A 20214-nucleotide genomic window follows, 5' to 3' on the forward strand; every position below is an offset into this window, starting at 1 on the left:
CCCCGGCCACGGATCGGCCACGGGAACGGACCTGCACTGGGAGCGCAGGAGGACCGCGGCTCGGCCTCCTCCTTGAGGAGGAGGCGGCGTTGTCAAGGACGGCGCGGCCGCACGAGGCCGTGGTCGTAGGCGGCGACGACGGCCTGGACGCGGTCGCGCAGGCCCAGTTTGCGCAGCACCGCGGTGACATGGTTCTTGACGGTGGCCTCCGACAGGCGCAGCCGCTCGGCGATCTCCGCGTTCGACAGCGCCTGCCCGATCAGGGTGAGCACCTCCCGCTCCCGGCCGGAGAGGTCCTGCAGGGAGGACGGCGGCGCCGGGTCAGGCGTGGTGCGCAGGAACCGGTCGAGGACACGGCTCAGCACGGCCGGCGCCAGCAGTGCGTCACCGCGCGCCGTGAGGCGGATCGCGTCGACGAGTTCGGCAGGGCGCATGTCCTTGAGCAGGAAGCCGCTCGCCCCGGCCCGCAGCGCTGCGACCACGTGCGCGTCCACGTCCCACGTAGTCAGCACGAGCACCCGGGCCCGACTACCCGACTCCACAATCAGCCGTGTCGCCTCGATGCCGTCCACCACGGGCATGCGTACGTCCATCAGCACCACGTCGGGCGCCAGTTCCCGCACCAGCCGCACCGCCTCCCGGCCGTCGGACGCCTCACCGACCACCTCAAGATCGTCCCGGGCGTCGATGATCATGCGGAATCCTGTACGTACCAGGATCTGGTCGTCGGCCACCACCACGCGCAGCGTCATGACGCACGCTCCACCGGCAGCCGCGCCGCCACCTCGAACCCGCCCCCGGGCAGCGGACCGGCGCGCAGACTGCCACCCACAAGCCGGACGCGCTCCTTCATCCCCACCAGACCGCGCCCCGCCCCCGCCGCGACCGAACCGCCCTGCGGCGTACGCCCGTTGTCGACCACCGTGACCTTCACACACTCCCCTTCGGCCGTCACACGCACGCTCACCTCGTCGGCGCCCACCGCGTGGCGCAGCGTGTTCGTGAGGGCCTCCTGGACGATCCGGAACGCCGCCAGATCCACCGCAGCCGACAGCCCGTCGGTGGCGCCCTCGCGGTGCACACGCACGGTCATCCCGGTCGCACGCACGGTGTCGGCCAGCTCGTCCAGGCGCGCGAGCGACGGCCCCGGCTCCCGCTGCTCCCCGGCCCCTTCCTCCCCCTCACCGCGCCCGAACGCATGCAGCAGCAGCCGTAGTTCGCCCAGCGCCGAGCGGGCGCCCGTCTCGATGGCCCGCAACGCCTGACGCGCCTGTTCGGGCCGCTGGGTGAACACATCGTCGGCGGCGCCCGCCTGAATGACCATCACCGACAAGGTGTGCGCCACGACGTCGTGCACCTCGCGCGCGATCCGCGCCCGCTCCTCCACCATGGCCCGGCGCATCTCCGCCCGCGTCCGTGCCTGCTGCGCCCTGCGCCACTGCCCCGCGGTCCACGCCAGGACCACCGTCAGCAGATAGACCGCCAGACCCGCCAGGCCGCCCGCACCGAACGCCAGCGGCGCCGGCAGGCACATCGCCGCGAGCGCCCGCACCGACACCTGCCGCGGCCTGGTGGCCGACAGTACGCACAACGCGACCTGTGCCGCGAGAAGTGCCCCCGTCAAGGTCACCGCGGGCAGCAGCGCCCACACCACGAGCCCCGTCGCCGCGGTCGCGGCCAGTACCGCGACCGGGGCGCGCGCCTGCCACCTCAGGGCGCAGACCTGCACGAGGACCAGGACCAGGGCCACGGGCAGTCGCCGGCCGTGCCCCGCGCCGGCGACGAGCACCGAGGTGCCCAGGACGGCGAGCACCAGACCGGCCGACCCCCACCACAGCGCCCGAGTCGCCCGGGACGACAGCTCGCCCCGCGCTTCCCCGACGAACACGTCGTCCGGCTCTCTGCTGCTGCGCTCCATGCCCCGACCCTACCCAGCGGCGCAGGCCGGGCCGTTCAGGAGACAACCGCCTACCCGGTGGCCGTCGAGACTGGCAGCCGACGGAATGTGACACACCCCCGACCACGCCCGCACGGGGTGGTGACCTCCACGCGACTCGAACTCGGAGTCGGCCGCGACGGCAACCGACTCCGCTGTCGCGTAGACGCGCTGGAGTGAGGTGGCGGGCCCTCGGGGGATGGAGTATCCGGGGCCGACGTAGGTGTACGCCCAGCCCGTCTCCTCGTCCCAGCGGAGACGGATTCCGCCCGGGCCGACGCAGCGGCTCACATCCCACCTCAGCCGGATGCGCATCCACTCTCCGGGCGGGCGCCCAGGTCGACGTGGACGATGCCCGGCAGGACACCGCGGTCGCCCGGGGCCGCACCGTAGGAACGGAGCTTGTCCGTGACGACCACCCACGCCACCGCGCGGGTCTTCTTCATCAGCCTGCGGAAGAAGCGTCGGGAGGGGCCTTGTCCCGCCGGATCTGGACGAGGACGGCGAGTACGTTGCCGTCCTGGTCGCCAGCCCGCCACTGGTACTTCAGCCCCCCGTTGATCCTGACGAACACCTCGTCCAGGCGCCACTTGTCGCCAGGCCGGGGCCGGCGGCCGCGCGGTCCGTTCGCGTAGGCCTGGCCGAACGTGGCGTACCAGCGGCGGATGGCCTCGTAGGAGACGATGACGCCGTGCTGGAGCATCAGCTCCTCGACCTCGCGGTGGGACAGCGGGAAGCGGAAGTTCAGTCACACGCAGTGGGAGATCACCTCGACCGGGTACCGGTGCCCCCTGTACGACGGCGACGTGCTCCCCACGGACGACCCCTCCCAGCGTGATCAACCAGAAGATCATCCCACCCGCACAGCCAACGTGACAGTGCCCACCGACCTGAACAGCCGCCCGCGCAAGGCGCTCAGCTGGGAAGCCCCAGCCGAGCGCCTGCCTGAGCTGCTCGCCACCACACAGCAGTGATCATGTGTTGCGACGACTACTGAAATTCGCCCGCACGTGTCTTCCACTGCGGCGCACCGGCCTTGGCACGTATGAACATCGGTCCCTACGCCCCGGGCCGGACGAGGTGGTCGCCGAGGACCATGAAGTCCAGCCCGATGCCGAGGAAGGTGCGTACCGCGTCCGCGGAAGAGTCGACGACGGGCTCGTCGCGGCCGTTGAACGAGGTGTTGACCAGCACCGGTGGCACTCCGGCCGTTCGCAGCCCGTGCAGCAGGCTTTCGACGACCGGTGCCTGCCCCGGCACGATCACCTGCGGGCGTGTGGTTCCGTCGACCGGGTGTGTCGCCGCCGGCATGACCTCGCGGGCGTGGCTGGAGACGACCGCGCTGCCCACCATGTAGCGCTCGCGCAGTCCCTGGCCGGGCCACAACGCCGGGGCGTAGTCCGCCAGCGTAACGGGGGCCAGCGGGCGCCACTGCTCACGGTTCTTGAGCGTGTTGATGCGGTTGCGGACGTCGGCCGGATGGGGGATGGCCACGATCGACCGGTGTCCCAGAGCCCGCGGCCCGATCTCCGCCCGGCCCTGGGCCACCGAACCGATGGCGCCCTCGAGGAGCAACTCGATGACGGCATCCGGGGAGAACTCGGTGACGACGAAGCCCGCACGGCGAAGATCGTCCAACTGCTGACCGGCGACGGACAGATCGGTGCCGAGATACGGCGACTCCAGCACCCCCTTGTGCTTGGGCGGGCAGATCGACCATGCGGCGCCGACCGAGACACCCGCGTCGTGAGGGAAGGGAGGCACGTATACCGGTTCGGGGAGCTTGCCGTTGGCCACGCAGTTGAGTGCCACGCCGCCGGCCAGGCAGATCTCCTGGGTGCCGGCTTGATAGACCGTCTCGGCGTGGAAGGCCCGATAAGCCTCCTCCACGGTGCGCTGCGCGCTGGCGGCGATGCGCACGGCCACCGGGTCCTTGTCCAGGTGCTCCGTCGTGGCGGTCACCGCGCCAAAACGGTCGGAGAAGTAATTCTTCCACTCCTTGACCAGGACATCGGAGTCCACATCGGCGGGAACGTCCAGGGGCGGCTTGCTCTGCCAGGTGCCGTCGCCGATCAGGTCGCCCATGGGGATGAGCGTGCTGTCGCCGCCGACGCCGTACGGGGCCAGGCCCATGGTCTTGCCCGCGCCGAATCTTCCGAAGCCCAGCAGGTCGGAAGCGGCCTCGTACATCAGGCCGATCGAATAGCCGCGTGCCCACTGCCGTTTGAGGGTGAGACCCGAACTCCGGTCGCCCGCGTAGATGGAGGCGGACTCGAGCTCGCCGCTTCCGTCGACGACCAGGACGCCGGCCCGCTCGAAGCCCGAGGCGTAGAAGGACGACAGGGCGTGAGCCAGGTGGTGCTCAACGAAGACGAATTCCGGACCGGCCTCCCCCGCGGCTTCGGGGCCGAACAGTTCGGCGTACATGTCGGCTCGCTCGGCGTCCTCCCAGGTGCGGAAGCGCCGCATGTCCCAGCCCATGGCCACTGTGTCGAGGTCACGCCAGGTGAGGCCGGCGGTCGCCAGGCAGTACCGGGCGGCGTTGACGGGGAATCGTCCCGGCGCGTGCTTGAGCCGGATGAACCGCTCTTCCTCGGCCAGCGCCACGATCCGGCCGTCTCCGTCGATCAGTGCGGCCGAGCTGTCGTGCAACTTCCAGTTGATACCGAGAACCCACATGCGTGGTGCCCCCTTCGTCAAGCAGTACGGATGGTTTGTCATGGCGCGACGGCCGACGAGGAGACCCTCTGCCCGGTTCGTCTCGCCGAGGGACACCGGAAGCGCTCACCCGATGCGCGAGCGGAGATCCGGAGTTCTCCAACGACCGTTCTGGCACTTCCGCGAAGGACGCCCGGGGGCCCACGGCTGCGACGACGCTGACGGCGAGGGTCCGCCCGATCCGTGTCCGCCGCGCGACGCCGGTCGGCCACCCCGGCCGGCGGCCCGCACAACGGCCACTCACGGCCGGCCGGGAAACCCGTCACGGGGTGTCCGTCTCGACATCGATCGAGTACACGTCGCTGATGACGCGCAGGTCCCGCTTGATGGATGCGGTGCTGGCACCGGTCAGGATGAACCTGCCGGATGCCACCGCCAGTCCCAGTTCGTGGTTGAGCAACTGGTCGATGTCGGGGGTCTCGGAGAAGACGACAGAGCTCGGTATCCGGTCGAGACCGTGAACGCGCCTGACCCGGCAGCGGTCCTTCTCGGACAAGGCGCAGTAGATCCAGCCGGAGGCGCCAGGGCGGTCGGTGCCCAGTTCGAGGTGGGTCGCGGGTGTCTCGATCGCGGAGGGCAGGTCCATGCACGACGCGATCGACTCCTGCACCAGGTCGACACCGTAGACGGTCTTCAGGTGCCGGCTGATGTACTCCCCTCCGAAGCGGTTGGCGATCTCCAGGAACACCAGGTCGCCGCTCGGGGTGAGGAACAGCTCCAGGTGGAAGGAGCCGTCCCGCAGCCCCAGCGCCGCCAGGACACGGTCGGTGAAGTCCGCGATGCGCCGGACCAGGGCTGAGTCGTCGATGGTGACGGACGCCAGCGGTCCCACGCCGCTGTTCTGGAAGGTGAAACAGGATCCGAGGAAATATTCGGCGGCGCTGAGGAAGAGGACGCGTCCGTCCCGGACGATGCCGTCGACATGGCACACCGTTCCCTCGATGAACTCCTCCACCTCGTAGCCGTCCTGGATTCCCTCGGCGTCGGCGTACTGCAGCAGGTCCGCGCCTCGGTCGAAGAGCCTGACGCCGATGCTGGCGGCCTGCCGCGTGGGTTTGAGGACGACCTTGCCGGGAAGCCCGGACACGATGGCGGTCAGCTCCGCCGCGGTGGTGGCCGCTCCGACCGGCCAGAACCGGGGTACTGGCACGACCTCGCGCAGCGTCTGCTTCATGAGGATTTTGTCGCGGAAGCGAAGCGCGGTCCCGACATCGACGCCGGGGACCGCGAAGTGCTCCCGCAGGCGTGCGGCGGGCAGTGTCGTGTACTCGAACAGGCCCACCACGGCAACGGGGGGGCCGAAGTCCTCCGAAAAGTCCTTCACCAGGTCGATCATCTGATCCACCACCTGGTCGTAGCCCTCCACACCCAGCCCGTCCGGCAGGTTCAGAACGCCGACCCGGGCGAACCGGTCGAGCAGGGACTTCGATATGCGTCCAGCGGCGTAGCTGTCCACCAGCAACGTGATGTCGTAGTTGTCGACGTCGAGTGTGTCCACGTCCAGGAAGTGATCGTCGAAGGCGACATGAACGACATGCCGGTGGTCCGTCATATTGATTCCTTAGAGGGTGAAGGAGGCGCTTCGGCGTCGCCGGCCCGGTCTTTTCGGGGGACTGTCAATCCGCTGCCGGCTTGTCCGGAAGACGGTGGAAGTCGCCGTCGTGATAAATCAGCGGCCGCCCGCTGTTGAGGGAATCGGCGTCGAGCGCCTCGGCGATGACGATGCGGTGGCTCGCCACGGATATACAAGCGGAGACCCTGCAGACGAGTCGTGCCAGGACACCGTCCAGAAGGGGGACACCGCCCGGGCCCACATGCCAGATCGTGGGAGGAGCGAAGCGGTCCGCGCCGCTGCGGGCGAAGGTGGCGCCCAGTTCCCGCTGATGGTCTGCCAGCACGTGTACGCCTACGTACTGCGCCTCCGCGATGACTGGCCAGCACGAATTCGATGTGGCGATGCCGAAGGAGAGCATCGGGGGTTCCAGGCAGACGGAGCTGAGCGAGGTGGCGGTGAAGCCCACCGGGTGTCCGCCGTGTGCCGTGATCACGGCGACGCCGGCAGCGTGCTGCCTGAACACCGAGCGCAGCGTCTGCGCGGAGACCGCGCCCCGCGCGCCTGCCCCGGCCCAAGGTGTCGTACAGGTCGCGGGGGCATCGTGGTTCCCGCGGTCCGCGGCAGGCGCATCGGAGGGCCTGGCCTGCACAGCGTGCTCCGGGCGGCTCACGACGTGCCTCCGGTGGCACTGGCGCGGATCACGTCCGCGATCTCGTCGACGCGGCTGTCCAGGTAGAAGTGCCCGCCTTCGAAGACCCGCAGGGTGAAGCCCAGGGCGGTGTGCTCGGACCAGACCGCGGCCTCTCCGACCGTGGCCTGGGGGTCGTTCCTGCCGACCAGGCAGATGACGGGGACGTGCAGGGGCGGCCCCGGAGCGTACGCGTATGTCTCCACGGCCCGGTAGTCGCTTCGCAGCGTCGGCAGGATCATGGCCAGCACTTGTTCGTCCTCGAGCACCTGTCTGTGCGTGCCGTCCAGTGCCCGGAGTTCCTCGACGATGCGGGCGTCGTCGAGGAGATGCATCGGGCGGCTCGTGGGACGCCTGGTCGAAGGGGCCCGGCGACCGGAGACGAACAGAGCCAGGGGAACGTCTCCTTGGCGTTCGAGCCGGCGGGCCACCTCGTAGGCGACCAGGGCGCCCATGCTGTGCCCGAACAGGATTGTCGGGCGCGGTCCGGCGGCACGCAGCTCGTCGGCGACGAAGCCGGCGAGGCGGGTGATGTCTTCGACGGGCGGTTCAGCGCGCCGGTCCTGCCGTCCCGGGTACTGGACGGCGAGCACCTCCATGGACGGGTGCAGCGTGCGCGACAGCTTGAAGTAGTAGGACGCCGCCCCTCCGGCGTGGGGGAAGCAGACGAGCCTCGGCCCCTCGGCGGGTGCGGGGTGGAATCGCCTCAGCCACAGTGCTGCCGAGGTGGCCGTTATGCCTGTCATGCGTGCTTGTCCCCTTCGCGCGGTTCCGCTTCGTCGGCGGGCATGTCCGCGGACATGCCCGGGGCGGCCGGATCCGGGCCGGTGGCGCCGCGCCACGGGCGGCTGCCGATCCGGAAATCCGCCTCGCGGGCCACGTGTTCGACGACGCGGCCCAGTTCGTCCGCCATGGCCCGGGCCGTGGACTCCTCGAAGGCGTTCGCGTCGTACTTCAGGAACACCTTGTAGCCGTCGGGCCCCCGGTAGATCTCGACGGTCACCGGCATCTCGCCGGAGTCCGGCAGGTCGTCGAAGGGCCGCAGGTCGAGCGGACCCGGCAGCGCCCCGTCCGCCCCGGTGAACAGTGACGCCCCGTCGAAGTTCTGGAAGATCAGGTTGGTTTCCACCAGAGGTGGTGTCCCACTGCCTTCCTCCTGGGCGAGTGCCCGCTCGATCTCCAAAGCGGGATAGGACCCGTGGTCGATCCCCCGGACGACCGCCCGGCCGACCCGGCCCAGGAGCGTGCTGAACTGCTCCCCGTCGGACAAGGTGGAGCGGATCGGAAGGCAGTTGACGAACTGGCCGACCACGTCCTTGAACCGCTCCTCGTAGCGGCCGGCGGTCGGGAAGCCGACAACCAGGTCCGACTGACCGGTGAGGGAGTGCAGGAAGACGGTGTACGTGGCAAGGAACAGCGTGGCCACGCTGGTCTGGTGGGCGCGGGCCCGGGCGGCGAAGGCCTCCGTGACCTCCGGGGTAAGCCGGGCCAGGACGACGTCGGTGCGGGGCGCAAGCGCGGCGGTGTCCTTCCGGTCGCGGGGCAGGGCGAGTTCGTCGCGCGGTCCGCGCAGTTCCGCGAGCCAGTAGTCGCGGTGTCGGCGGGCCTTCGGGCTCTTCAGCAGCGCGGTCTCCCAGGCGACGAAGTCGGCGTAGGTGACGCTCTCCTGATGCGTCGTCATGCTCGCGCCCGTTCCGACGGCCTCGCTGTAGGCGTTCTTCAGGGAGCGCACCAGGACCGCCGCGGACGTGCCGTCCATGACGATGTGGTGCACCGTGACGAGCAGCAGATGCCGCGGGACCCCGGTGCCAGTGTCCAGGGTGACGAGGTGGGCCCGGGCGAGGGGTCCGCCCGCCAGGTCGAACGGCTGGTCGGCCAACTCCTTGATGCGGGCCAGCTGTTCGTCACGCGCGGTCGCGGTGACGCGGGTCCTGGTGAACGTCATGGCGCGGTCGCGGTCGATGTCCATGTGCGGCACGCCGTCCGTCTCGCGGAAGACCGCGCCGAGGACCGGGTGGCGCCGCGACTGCGCACGGCACGCCTCCTCCAGCGCGTCCGCATCGAAGGCGCCGTGGATCTCGAACAGCAGCGGGATGTTGTAGGTGGCGGCGTCCGGGTGGCGCCGGTGCCCCCGCCACAGCCTGCTCTGGCTGCGCGAGAGTTCCCAGCGCTCGGTGGTCTCCGCCTCGCTGCCGGGCGCATCCTCGGCCTGGGGGCCGGCCGTTTCCCGCGCCGCCGGCCGGGTGGCTGCCACGAGCGCGTCCACCGCGTCGGGCCGCTCGGCCAGGAAGTGCTCCACCAGCCCGTCGACGGACTCGACCTCGAACAGCAGCGTCGAGGAGACGTCGTCGCCGAGATCGGCACGGATCGCCTGGGTCAACTGGAGGACGAGCAGCGAGTCCAGCCCATACGACGTCAGGGGCACGGCGGAGTCGATCCGCTCTGCGGGCACGCCCAACACCGTCGCCGCCGACTCCCGCAGATGGTCCGTCAGCACCTCGCCCACGTCGGCTCCGGTCGAGCGCGGCTCCGGCTCATGAACTCGTTCCGGCGGGGACCCCGGCTCCGGGACGGTCACGGACGACGGGAGGGTCACGGACGAAGGAGCGTCCGGGACGACGGGGGTCGCCTGTCGGCCCGGGGCGAGCTGGCGCGTGGTTCCGTCGCTCTCGGCCGCGATGATCTGCTGGCCGAGGGCGTCCGCCTGCGGCAGCACGGACAGGACGGTCCGGAAGCCCTCGCCGTGCAGGACGTCGCGCCAGCCCTCGGGGGACAGCGCCGGCGATCCGGGGAGGCGCAGCCCGGTGTCCGTCGACAGCCACCAGCCTTCCAGCAGGCCGAAGGTGAGGTGGCTGAAGACGTCGAAGCGCGACAGCTCGTTCAGCACCAGCCAACCGCCCCCGCGCAGCGCCGCCTTGGCGTTGCGCAGCGTGTTGCGGATGTCGGCGGTGGCGTGCAGGACGTTCGCGGCGACGACGATGTCGTAGCCGCCCTCCTCGATGCCCTGGCCGGCCAGCGGCCGCTCGACGTCGAACAGCGCGCAGTCGAGATAGGGCACATGGGGTCCGTGAACCCGGCGCGCGTTGTTCAGGAACGCTTTGGACAGGTCGGTGTACAGGTAGGTGTCGATGCTGTCCTGGTGGGGCCGCAGCGCCTGGAACAGGCCGGTGCTGGTGCCGCCGGTGCCGGCACCGATCTCCAGGACTCGGATCCGCGCACCGGGATCCTCGTGCAGCCGCTCGGTCACCAGGGCGACGACGGTGTCCTGGACGGCGTGGTTGAACGCGTCCGCCACCGGGGTGTCGCGATAGCAGCCCTCGACGAGTTCGAAGGAGCCGCGCGGGAACATGACGTCGGTCGGCCGCCTGACGCCGGTCAGGATGTCGGGCAGCGCGCGGAGCGTGGCGTCGACGAGCTCCAGCTCCGCCTTGAGGCCCGGGTCCGCGGACCACGCCTGCCGGCGCTCGTCCCACTCGGTGAGGAGAGCGTGCAGGGGCGATGTGGAGTCCGGAATCACCCGCAGGGCCTGGCGCAGCCAGGGCAGGTACCGCTCCTGGACGCCCGCCCGCCGCAGGCGCGCCTCGGCGTCGGCGTCGGACTCGGACTCGGTCGGGGCGGGAGCATCCTCCACCTCGGTGAGCGCGCCCAGTTCCACGAGGTGGGCCCGCAGGAGCCGTCCGAGCAAGGGGTCGCGTTCCTCCGCTCGCCAGGCGGCGACGGCACGCAGCACATCCCGCTCCTCGCCCGGGGTCTCGCGCGTGGTGAGCGCGTGCGCGGGCACCCGCGTGGCGGTCCCGGCGCGCATGGCCGTCCGCACCGACGGCTCGACGCCGGTCAGCGCGTCGACCGTGGTCAGCTTGACGAACCCGAGCTGGTCGTAGGGGCCGCCGAGCAGCACGTCGAGGGCCTCCATCGCCTCGGGCGCCTCGATGGAGACCAGTCCCGTACGCTCCATGCGCCGGCGGTAGAAGTCGGAGGAGACGCTGCCCTGGCTGCCCCACCAGCCCCAGTTCATGACCTTGACGGGGCAGTTCCAGTGGTGGTCGAGGAGGCGGGCCCAGGCGTCGAGGAAGACGCTGCCGGCCGCGTAGTTGCCCTGTCCAGCCGTCGTCGCGAAGGACTGGACGGAGGAGAAGAACAGCGCGAAGTCCAATTCCTCGCCGTCGAGGACGCGTGCCGTCGTGACGGCGGCGTCCACCTTGGCGGACAGGCTCGCGAGCAGGGTCTCCTCGTCCATCCCGGCGAAGCTCTGGTCGCGCAGCACGAGGGCCGCGTGCACGACGCCGTGGATCCGGGGGAACGCGGACCTGATCCGGTCGAAGGCGTCCCGCAGGGAGGCCTCGTCCGTGGCGTCGGCTCGCACGTAGCGGACGGAGCCCCGGCCGCGCACGGAGTCCATCCGGGCCCTGACCGCCGCGTCCTCGGGGCTGCGGCCGATCCAGACCACGTGGGCGCCGAAGCGCTCCACGACGTGCCGTGTCCACGCGGTGCCGAGGCCTCCGGCGCCGCCGACGACGACGTAGACGCCGCCCTCGCGGTAGGGGGCGCCGACCGTTGCCGCGACTTCGCAGGGGGCCCAGCGGCGGGTCAGCCACTGGCCGGAGCGGTGGACCCAGGAGTCCGTCCGGGCGTGCGTCGGCAGCGCCATGAGGTCGGCCGGCCACGGCTCGTCGCCGAGGTCGACCCGCCGCACGGACCAGTTGGTGTACTCCAGCGCGAGCGAGCCGAACAGGCCGTGCAGTCCTGCGTATGCCGGCCGCGGGCGCTCGTTCGGGTGGGTGGCCAGGGCGTGCCGGGTGACCAGGGTGAGGCCGAGCGGCCTCGTGTCGTGGTCGGTGCGCAGCAGGCCCTTGATCATGCGGAAGGCCGCGACGGCGCCGTCCGTCTGGGCGGCGACGAGACGGTCCGCGTCAGTCGGTTCCATCTCCGTGTCCGGCGCGATCCACACCAGATGGTCGACCGGCGCCGACGCGCGCAGGGCGTCGGCCACGTCGTCGGCGGACGCGGTGGCGGGCAGGTGCCAGGTCGTGCCGCGCGGGAACCGCCGTGCGAGACGGTCCCGCTGCCTGGTGTCGCCGCCCACGACGAGCACGTGGTCGTCGTCGCCGGGAAGGACGCCGGTGAGGGCGTGCGGGGGCAGGACGTCCCAGATCGGCGCGAACAGCGACGGCGGCGGCGCCGCGATTCGGCGGGCGGTGTAGCCGGTCATGCGGACGCACACCTCCCCCGAGTCGTCCACCAGGTCGATGTGCAGACGGCTGAGCGCGTTCTCCGCGCCCGGCGCGTCCGCCGTGCGGACGACGGCCCACATGGACGAGGGGCACGGCGCGAAGGCGTCGAGCTGTTCGAGCGCGAAGGGCACGGACGTGCCCTCGGGCATGCCGTCGCCCGCCAGGAGGAGGGCCACCGAGGACTGGATGGCCGAGTCCAGGAGCGAGGGGTGCAGTACGAAGGGCCGCTCGGGCGTCGGCGCGGCGTCCGGGACGCGGAGTTCGGCCACCACCAGGCCCGGACCAGTGTGCGCCTCGCGGATGGCGCGGAGCGCCGGGCCGTGGTCGATGCCGCGGGCCACGAGCGCGGCGTGGATCCGCTCGCCGCTCACCATGGTCCGGCAGCCCACGCGTAGCTCCGACAGCGAGATGCGGGGCGGGCGCGGCGCGTCGGACCGGGAGAGGCGTCCCTCGCAGTAGACCGCGGCCTCCTCGTTCGTCGAACGGAACTCGAAGGCGACGCCGCCGGACGCGGGGCGCAGCAGAAGTTCGACGTCGGCCGGAACGCCGTCCGGCGCGGTGCCGTCGGCCACAACGGGCCGCACCCAGGTGACGTTGCGCAGACGCACCGTGTCGGCCGGGGAGACGCCGAGGAGGTCGGCGGCCGCAGAGCGGGCCATCTCCAGGTAGACCACGCCGGGCAGGACATGCCGTCCCTGGACGACGTGGTCGTCGAGGAAGCTCCGGGTCTCGGCGAACGTGACGCGGGTGTGTGAGGGGCCGCTCACGGCGGGGGCCGGGACGGTCCCGGCGGCTGGCGCGGCCTCTACCGGAACGGCCGGAGGTGTCGGGGCCGCGGCCTGGGCGTGCGGGGGCTCGGCAGAGGGGGCCGCCGCTGGGGTCGCGGGGGCCGGCGTCTCGGCGGGGAGGGCCGCGCCGGCCCAGTGGCCGACCCGGGCGAAGGGGTAGGTGGGCAGGGGCACGCGGCGGTACGCGCCGGCCGTGAACGCCTCCTCGTATGCGAGGTCCGCGCCGTTTGCGAACAGGTCGGCCAGCGACTCCAGTTCGGCGCGCAGGGTGTGGGGGTCGGTGGCGGGGTCGGCGCACCGGCGCAGGGTCTCGCGGCCGAGGTCGGCTGTGTCCCGCTCGCGGTCCGCTCCGGCGTCACCGGTGACGGCGCGGGGTCCGGCGGTCCCGGCCGCCAGCACGCGGACCAGGTCGTCGTGGTCGCGTACGACGCATGCGAACCGGTACCGGAAGTGTTCCCGTCCGGCGGTCAGGGTGTAGGAGAGGTCACCGAGGCCCTGTTCCGGGTGGCTGCGGCAGTGCGCGGCCAGCCGCTCCACCTGCTCGCCGAGTTGTTCGCGGGAGTGGGCGGACAGCACGACGAGGTGCGCCGCGCGGTGCGGCAGCGCGGCGCGGACCCGCTCCGGCGCCTCTTCGAGGACCACGTGGGCGTTGGTCCCGCTGGCGCCGAACGCGCTGACCGTGCCGAGGCGCGGCACCCCGGCGGGGCTGTGCCAGGGCTGGGTGCGGGTATTGACGTAGAAGGGGCTGTCCTCCAGGGCGATCGCCCCGTTGGCCTCCTCGAAGTGGAGCGACGCGGGGATCCGGCGGTGCCGCAGCGCCAGGAGCACCTTGAGGACTCCGGCGACACCGGCCGCGAACTGAGTGTGGCCCAGGTTGGTCTTTACCGAGCCGAGGGCGCAGTAGCCCGAGTCGTCGGTGCCCTCGCGGAAAGCCCGGGTCAGGGCGCCGAACTCGATGGGGTCGCCGAGCTTCGTGCCGGTGCCGTGCGCCTCGGCCAGGCCGATGCGCCGCACGTCCACGCCGAAGGTGTCGTACACGTCGCGCAGCAGGCGTTCCTGCGACAGGGAGCTGGGCGCGGTGAGTCCGTTCGTGGCGCCGTCGTGGTTCACGCCCGAGCCGCGGATGACGCCGTGGATGTGGTCGCCGTCGGCGAGGGCGTCGTCGAGGCGCTTGAGGACCACGACGCCGACCCCCTCACCCGGCACGAAACCGTCCGCGCGGTGGTCGAAGGTGTGGCAGCGGCCGGAGGGCGAGAGCATTCCGGCGCGTCCGGCCAGCCTGTACAGGCGCGGTGTCGACTGGACGAACACCCCGCCGGCCAGGGCCATCGTCGTCTCGCCCGACCACAGGTCCTTGCAGGCCAGGTCGATGGCGACGAGGGAGCTGGAGCAGGAGGTGTCGACCGCCAGGGCGGGTCCCCTGAGGTTGAGGAAGTAGGAGACACGGCCCGGGATGACGGAGCCCATAGTGCCCCACAGTCCCTGCACGGGGGCGGACTCGCCCTCGCCGCCCGGGTAGTCACCGGCCCAGCAGCCGACGTAGACGCCGCAGCGCCGTTCGTTCATGGCGCGGGCCGGGTATCCCGCGTCCTCCAGGGCCTTCCAGGTCTCCTCCATGAACAGCCGCTGCTGCGGGTCCATGCCGCGCGCCTCGACGCCGGAGACGTTGAAGAACAGCGAGTCGAACTCGTCGACGTGGTCGAGGAATCCACCGCGCAGCGCGCCCGTGGCATCCGCGTCGCCTGCGGTGTCCCAGCGGGTCGTGGTGGTTATCAGGTCGTCGCCCGCGGCGAGGTGCGCCCACAGTTCGTCGAGGTTGCGCGAGCCGGCGAACCGGCCGCTCATCCCGATGACGGCAATGGGCGGACGCGCCTCGGCGCCGCTGCCCGTCTCCCGTCCGGCCGCGGGCCGTGCCGTCGCGAACGACTCCGGCTCCGACGCCGGGGACGCGGCGGTCGGGGGTTCGGGTCGTACGGCGGGCCGGGCGATTCCGATGTCGTCGCGGTGCGCCGCCAGCAGGTGCGCGGCGAGGCGGCGCACGGTGCTGTGGTCGAACAGGACGCCCGTGTCGAGGTCGAGCGACAGCTCCTCGCCGAGTTCGTGGGCCACGCGGACGGCGAGGATGGAGTCCAGCCCGTAGTCGGCGAAGGCGGCGGTGGCGACGATGTCCTCCTCCGGCATGGCCAACGCCCGCGCAAGCACGGCACGGACGATGCGCGGCACCTCCACGTCGAGCGACTCGCCCGACCGCGCCGACACGTCCTCGACGGACGCGGCCGGGGCGGGGGTGGACGAGGCAGCCGGGGCCGGGGTGGACGCGACGGCCGGGGTGAAGGAGGCAGCCGGGGCCTGGGTGACCGTGACCGACGGGCCGGGCCGGGCGGACTCTCGCGCGATGCCCGCCGACTCCCCCGCGCGACCGGCCGGAGCGACCGGTGCGAGGTCGGCGATCCAGTACCGCTCGCGGGCGAACGGGTAGGTGGGCAGGGCGACACGGCGGCGCCCGGCACCGGCGTGCAGCGGCTCCCAGTCGATCTCCAGGCCCTCGACCCATACGGCGGCGAGTTTGGAGAGCTTCCCGTCCCGCGCCCAGCGCTCGACCAGCAGCTCGCGTACGTCCTCGTCGGCCAGCTCGGCGATCAGGCCCGCGCCGGCGGCCGCCGGGCTGCCCCGGTACACACCGGTGGCCGCGGCGGCGCCGTCGGCCAGGAAGCCGCTCAGCGCCTCGCGCAGGCCGGCCGTCGAGGTGACGACGAGCGCGAGCCGCTCACGCATGGCCTCACGGCCGGTCTGCAGGGTGAAGGCGAGGTCGGCGAGGTCGACGTCAGCGCGGGCGACGAACTCGGCCAACTCCGCTGCGGAGGAGTTCAGTTGCTCGGACGTGCGCGCCGAGAGGACGACGAGGTGCTCGGTGCAGCAACGTATGCTCGCCGACCTGGCCCGCCACGATTCGACGGTCCACTGGGACCGGCTGCTGTTCAGCGCCAAGGAGTCGGTCTACAAGACCTGGTTCCCGCTCGTCGGCAGTTGGCTCGGCTTCGACGACGCCGCGATCGAAATCGACCCGGACGGCGGCGTCCTGCGGGCGCGGCTGCTGCTCGAGGGCCGCGACCGCGAGGGCAGACAACTACGCGAACTGCACGGCCGCTGGCGGGTCGGGCGGGGACTCATCCTGACAGCCGTCGTCCACCGGCTGTAGGGCCTGCGGCGGACGGACGGCCGCAGGCCGGGGGCGGCCCGACCGCCCGCCATGACGCCGAGGCGTGCGGCCGGGAATGCGGAGTTCGGATGCGGGGCCGGGGTGCGGGCGTACGGCTCAGAAGCGGGTGTTGACAGCGCCCCGGCTACCCAATGACGGCAGCAGCCTGCACGATGCTGCGCTTGACGACGTCGATCGACGTCGTCAAGCGGCTCCGGCGGCTCCGGCGGCTCCGGCGGCTCCGGCGGCTCCGGCGGCTCCGGCGGCTCCGGCGGCTCCGGCGGCTCCGGCGGCTCCGGCGGGAGGACGTTCCCATGCCGCTGGTGCCGCATGTTGAAGTGCCAGATGATCGTTCGGTCCTCCTCCAGCCCGCATGCGGCCAGGAAGATGTACAGCCACTCCGTCGTGGGCAGCTGGTTGCCGCCCAGTACCTGGGTGAACGTCGCGCCAGAGATCAGGTAGTGGCTCTTGCTCCGCTCCACCAGTTCCGGGAGCGACAGCCCCCGCTCCCGCACCAGCTCGTTCTTCAGCCCGCTCACGTCCTCGGCCGTCGTGCACAAAGCGAGCGCGGTGTGCGTGTGATCGGCCGCCATGACCTTTGTGACCCGCCAGTCTTTCTGGACCAGCTCTGCCGGACGCCGCAGCGCCCGCGTGACGCGGACGCCGACGCGCTGGAGTGGCAGGGGGTTGTTGCCGGTGTCCTCGCTGCTGCTACGGCCCGCATCGCGGCACGGGTCCGCACTCCCCGCGCTGTCGGCTTGGCAGGGCTCCGGGACTGTGAAACGCTCGTTTTATGGCATATCTGTCCCGCGTCGGCACATCGATCTCGAACGGTTGAGTCCGGCTGTCTGTCGGAAGTCCCCCGGATCCAGGCTCCCGTTCGGGAGTAAGGAACAGCCATGAGGGCGACTGAGCACGCTCACGACCGCGACGACCACAGTGACCCCACCTTGTACCGCACTCCGGCGGATGCCGTCGCCGCGCCCCCGGAGAAGCTCGCCTATGTCGTCGGTTTCGACCCGACCGCACGGCGCGCGGACGCGTTGTTCACCGTCGGTACCGACCCCGAATCCCCCGAATACGGCCGCGTGATCTCCGACGCCGAGCTGCCCGGCCTGGGCAACGAACTGCACCATTTCGGCTGGAACGCCTGCTCGAGCGCGCTGGCCCATGCCGGTCATCATCACCCTGCGCGGCGCTACCTCATCATCCCGGGACTGCGCTCCTCCCGGCTGCACATCTTCGACACCGGCCCCGATCCCGCCCGCCCGCGCCTGGTCAAGGTAGTCGAGTCCGAGGAGTTGGCCGCCAAGGCCGAATATTCACGTCCGCACACACTCCACTGCGGCCCCGACGGGGTGTTCCTGTCCTGCCTGGGCGGCGCGGACGGCGCGGACGGGCCTGGCGGCGTCGCGCTGCTGGACCACGAAAGCTTCGAAGTGCTGCGCGCCTGGGAGAGTGACCGCGGACCGCAGCGGTTCGCCTACGACCTCTGGTGGCATCTGCGCCAGAACATCGCCGTGACCAGCGAGTGGGGCACCCCCTCGATGTACGAGGACGGCCTCGTCCCCGAACTGCTGCTGCATCGCCAGTACGGCCACTCGCTGCACTTCTGGGAGCTGGACTCCGGTCGGCACCTGCAGCGCGTCGATCTGGGGGACGAGAACCAGATGGTGCTGGAGCTGCGTCCCGCGCACGACCCGGAGGCAACGTGGGGGTTCGCACACGCCGTGGTCAACGTCGAGGACCTGTCGGCGTCGGTGTGGCTGTGGAACCAGGAGGGCGAGGACTTCGTGGTCCGCAAGGTGATCACCATCCCTGCCGAGCCCGCACAAACGGAGGACCTGCCTCCGGCGCTGCAGCCGTTCGGCGCCGTTCCCCCATTTATCACCGACATCGACCTGTCGGTGGACGACCAATGGCTGTACGTATCCACATGGGGAACCGGCGATCTGCACCAATACGACGTGAGCGACCGGTTCCATCCGAGGCAGACCGCGTCCGTGCGTCTTGGAGGCATCGTCAGCCGACAGCCGCATCCCGCCGAGCCGGACACTCCACTGACCGGCGGAGCGCAGATGGTCGAGCTCAGCCGCGATGGGCGGCGCGTGTACCTCACGAACTCCTTGTACAGCACCTGGGACGCACAGTTCTATCCCGCGGGCATCGACCCGTGGATGGTCAAACTCGACGCCGACACCTCACACGGCGGGCTCTCCGTCGACAGCCGCTTCTACCCGCACGGCCCGGACTTCCGGGGCTTGCGCGTGCACCAGACGCGCCTGCAAGGCGGCGACGCCTCCTCGGATTCGTACTGCTACCGCAGCTGACCACTTGTGCTCCGCGAGGGCCTGCTGAAGGTCGTGTTGTTCCGACTCGGCTCGGGGGCCGCCATGTGCGGAGTGCGCCGAGGATTTGGCGGCACATATCGGCACAGCGGCGGGTCGCATCCCCGCACATCCGACGGAGCCGGTTCGCCCGGGCACCGCGCACGTAAGCCCGCCACCCTCGGAGGGAGGGGACATGTCCTCCGTGCTCTACGCAGCAGGCGCTCACACTGACGACGCAACCGGGTGGCAGCTGCCCGCCACCGGAACGCTGGTGGCCGTGGTGCTGGTGGCTGTGGCCACTGCGGTGGGCGCCTGGCTGGCACGGCGCGGATCCGGCCGGTCGGCGCTTCTGCTGGCCGCCGTGTCAGGGATATTGCTGATCATTGCGGTTCTCGACCTTCTGCCCGACGCGTGGGACGAGGCCCATGAGGCCGGCGTGCCGCTGTGGGCGGTGCCGGTCACCGCGCTCGCCTCGTACGCCGTGATGGGTGCCGTGGTCCGTATCGGCTGCCCGTGCAAGCCAGGTCGTGCGGGCGGCGTCGGCGCGGCATCAGGGCTCGCTCTGCACCGCTTCCTGGAGGGGTCGACCCTGGCGCTGACCGCCTCGGTCGCCGTGGTGGCGGCGCTCCTCGTGCACGCGGCCAGCGAGGGCCTGGCGCTGTCCGCTCTGCTGGGGGTGCAACCGAGGCGGCGCGTGGCTCCGTGGATCGGGCTGGCCTGCTTGAGCCCGGTCGCGGGTGCCTTCGTGGCGAGCGCTTTGCCCATTCCGGACGGCATCATGCCGCTGCTGCTCGCCTTCGTTGGCGGCGTACTCACGCAGGCGGCGTGGGTGGCGCTCACACTCGCCCATCAGCAGGGGCCCGCGGACCGGCGAGTTCTCGGGGTCCCGGCTGCGATGGCGATGACTCTCGCGGCCGTCCTCACCGCGCTCTTCGTCCTTGTCGGGACAGTCAACCGCTGAACGCGACCTGTCACACGAGGGCGATGAAGGTCGCGGGAACCGGCGGGCGCGGCCGTGCGACTCTCTGCCTTCGGCCCGCGAGGTGCGCAGACCGGCATGGAGGCAGAGCTGTGGACGATCGCGTATTTCGGCTCTGGCGAGGATTTTGTGAAGTCTGCCGATGGGTGCGTTTCTTCTTGAGGGACGAGAAACACCTGGTCAACGCGTTGGTCCTCCGGAAACCGCGTCACGGTAGATCGTGTCGTTCTTCCCGGAACGACCACGTCCGTACTGGTCACCGACGAGGTCCCTCCAGAAGAAACGCACCCTCTGCCGATCGAGCACGCTGAGCAGAGTCATTGTTGTCCGGTACTGCGCAGTGCCACCGCGATGTGGCTGTAGCTGGGTATGGACGCTCCGTTGGCCTTCTCGTAACGGACTGCCTGTGCGAGCCCGAGCTTCTCCCCAGTGGACAGGGTCCGGTTCCCTGTCCACAACAGCACCTTCAGTTGCTCGTTTTGGATGGTGAGAAGCGGTTCGACAGGCTCCAACGGCAGGCCGGTCCGGGCGCACCAATCGGCCACTGCGGTCCAGAAGCCGGCCAGGGTGCCCCAGCAGGCTGCACCGCGGGGGCCTAGCAGCGCGTACACCTCGTCGGGCGACCAGAACGTGTCGAGACCGTGCGACACGAGGTTCTGGATGTTCTCCAGCAGTGAGACGACGAACTCGTAGTTCGGCTCGTCCCCGAGCAGTTCCTCCACGATCGCCAGAACCTCAGTGATCGCGCCGGAGTTGCGCTGGGCGACTCGATAGGCAACCTCTCGACCGA

At 71.0% G+C, this 20214-nt stretch carries 11 protein-coding genes and 1 pseudogene; 3 read left to right on the top strand and 9 right to left on the bottom strand.

The features are described 5' to 3' along the window. Nucleotides 1–92: 92 nt before the first annotated feature. The 8 genes and pseudogenes from OG819_RS34825 to OG819_RS34860 all read right to left on the bottom strand — a co-directional run bounded on the left by OG819_RS34825 (nt 93) and on the right by OG819_RS34860 (nt 15766). Nucleotides 93–752 (bottom strand): response regulator transcription factor, encoded by a 660-nt coding sequence (locus tag OG819_RS34825; protein WP_266653108.1) that lies wholly within the window; start codon nt 750–752, stop codon nt 93–95. Beyond that, nucleotides 749–1918 carry a sensor histidine kinase gene (locus tag OG819_RS34830; protein ID WP_266653110.1) on the bottom strand — a complete coding sequence of 390 codons (1170 nt, stop codon included), beginning with the start codon at nt 1916–1918 and terminating at the stop codon, nt 749–751. Before OG819_RS34830 ends, OG819_RS34825 begins: the two co-directional genes overlap by 4 nt. A gap of 362 nt (nt 1919–2280) precedes the next feature. Next, nucleotides 2281–2684 (bottom strand): annotated as a pseudogene (locus tag OG819_RS34835) (transposase); the annotation flags it as partial. A 311-nt stretch (nt 2685–2995) separates the two neighbouring features. After that, nucleotides 2996–4615 (bottom strand): carbamoyltransferase C-terminal domain-containing protein, encoded by a 1620-nt coding sequence (locus tag OG819_RS34840; protein ID WP_266633975.1) that lies wholly within the window; start codon nt 4613–4615, stop codon nt 2996–2998. A 301-nt stretch (nt 4616–4916) separates the two neighbouring features. Continuing rightward, nucleotides 4917–6206, bottom strand: coding sequence for an acetyl-CoA carboxylase biotin carboxylase subunit family protein (locus OG819_RS34845; protein ID WP_266633974.1), 1290 nt, complete (start codon nt 6204–6206; stop codon nt 4917–4919). Between the two features lie 64 nt (nt 6207–6270). Next, entirely contained in the window at nt 6271–6741 is a 471-nt protein-coding gene (locus OG819_RS34850; RefSeq protein ID WP_266635170.1) for a flavin reductase family protein, read from the bottom strand. 134 nt (nt 6742–6875) lie between these two features. Next, on the bottom strand, nt 6876–7643 hold the full coding sequence (locus tag OG819_RS34855) for a thioesterase II family protein (RefSeq protein WP_266633972.1): 768 nt from the start codon (nt 7641–7643) through the stop codon (nt 6876–6878). Continuing rightward, nucleotides 7640–15766: an SDR family NAD(P)-dependent oxidoreductase gene (locus tag OG819_RS34860; protein ID WP_266653112.1), complete on the bottom strand. Its 8127-nt coding sequence runs from the start codon at nt 15764–15766 to the stop codon at nt 7640–7642. The genes OG819_RS34855 and OG819_RS34860 overlap by 4 nt, the downstream gene beginning before the upstream one ends. Before the next feature lie 61 nt (nt 15767–15827). Here OG819_RS34860 and OG819_RS34865 point away from each other — a divergent pair, with 61 nt between their 5' ends. The 3 genes from OG819_RS34865 to OG819_RS34875 all read left to right on the top strand — a co-directional run bounded on the left by OG819_RS34865 (nt 15828) and on the right by OG819_RS34875 (nt 19406). Beyond that, nucleotides 15828–16115 (top strand): 4'-phosphopantetheinyl transferase superfamily protein, encoded by a 288-nt coding sequence (locus OG819_RS34865; protein ID WP_266653114.1) that lies wholly within the window; start codon nt 15828–15830, stop codon nt 16113–16115. Nucleotides 16116–17014: 899 nt separating this feature from the next. Beyond that, the gene (locus tag OG819_RS34870; protein ID WP_266633963.1) at nt 17015–18445 is read left to right on the top strand and encodes a selenium-binding protein SBP56-related protein; all 1431 of its coding nucleotides are present in this window, start codon (nt 17015–17017) and stop codon (nt 18443–18445) included. A gap of 193 nt (nt 18446–18638) precedes the next feature. Further along, nucleotides 18639–19406, top strand: a complete 768-nt coding sequence (locus tag OG819_RS34875) for a hypothetical protein (protein ID WP_266653116.1) — start codon at nt 18639–18641, stop codon at nt 19404–19406. A gap of 335 nt (nt 19407–19741) precedes the next feature. On the opposite strand, the gene OG819_RS34880 is transcribed toward OG819_RS34875, so the two are convergent. After that, complete coding sequence (locus OG819_RS34880) at nt 19742–20146, bottom strand: hypothetical protein (RefSeq protein ID WP_266655607.1); 405 nt, start codon at nt 20144–20146, stop codon at nt 19742–19744. Nucleotides 20147–20214 lie beyond the last annotated feature (68 nt).

This window comes from Streptomyces sp. NBC_01549, from assembly GCF_026339955.1.
GTDB lineage: Bacteria > Actinomycetota > Actinomycetes > Streptomycetales > Streptomycetaceae > Streptomyces.

Bases quoted from the DNA above. Each gene is read 5' to 3' on its own strand.
- OG819_RS34870 (WP_266633963.1), top strand. From the start codon at position 17,015: ATGAGGGCGACTGAGCACGCTCACGACCGCGACGACCACAGTGACCCC.
- OG819_RS34875 (WP_266653116.1), top strand. From the start codon at position 18,639: ATGTCCTCCGTGCTCTACGCAGCAGGCGCTCACACTGACGACGCAACC.
- OG819_RS34830 (WP_266653110.1), bottom strand. From the start codon at position 1,918: ATGGAGCGCAGCAGCAGAGAGCCGGACGACGTGTTCGTCGGGGAAGCG.
- OG819_RS34840 (WP_266633975.1), bottom strand. From the start codon at position 4,615: ATGTGGGTTCTCGGTATCAACTGGAAGTTGCACGACAGCTCGGCCGCA.
- OG819_RS34845 (WP_266633974.1), bottom strand. From the start codon at position 6,206: ATGACGGACCACCGGCATGTCGTTCATGTCGCCTTCGACGATCACTTC.
- OG819_RS34825 (WP_266653108.1), bottom strand. From the start codon at position 752: ATGACGCTGCGCGTGGTGGTGGCCGACGACCAGATCCTGGTACGTACA.
- OG819_RS34855 (WP_266633972.1), bottom strand. From the start codon at position 7,643: ATGACAGGCATAACGGCCACCTCGGCAGCACTGTGGCTGAGGCGATTC.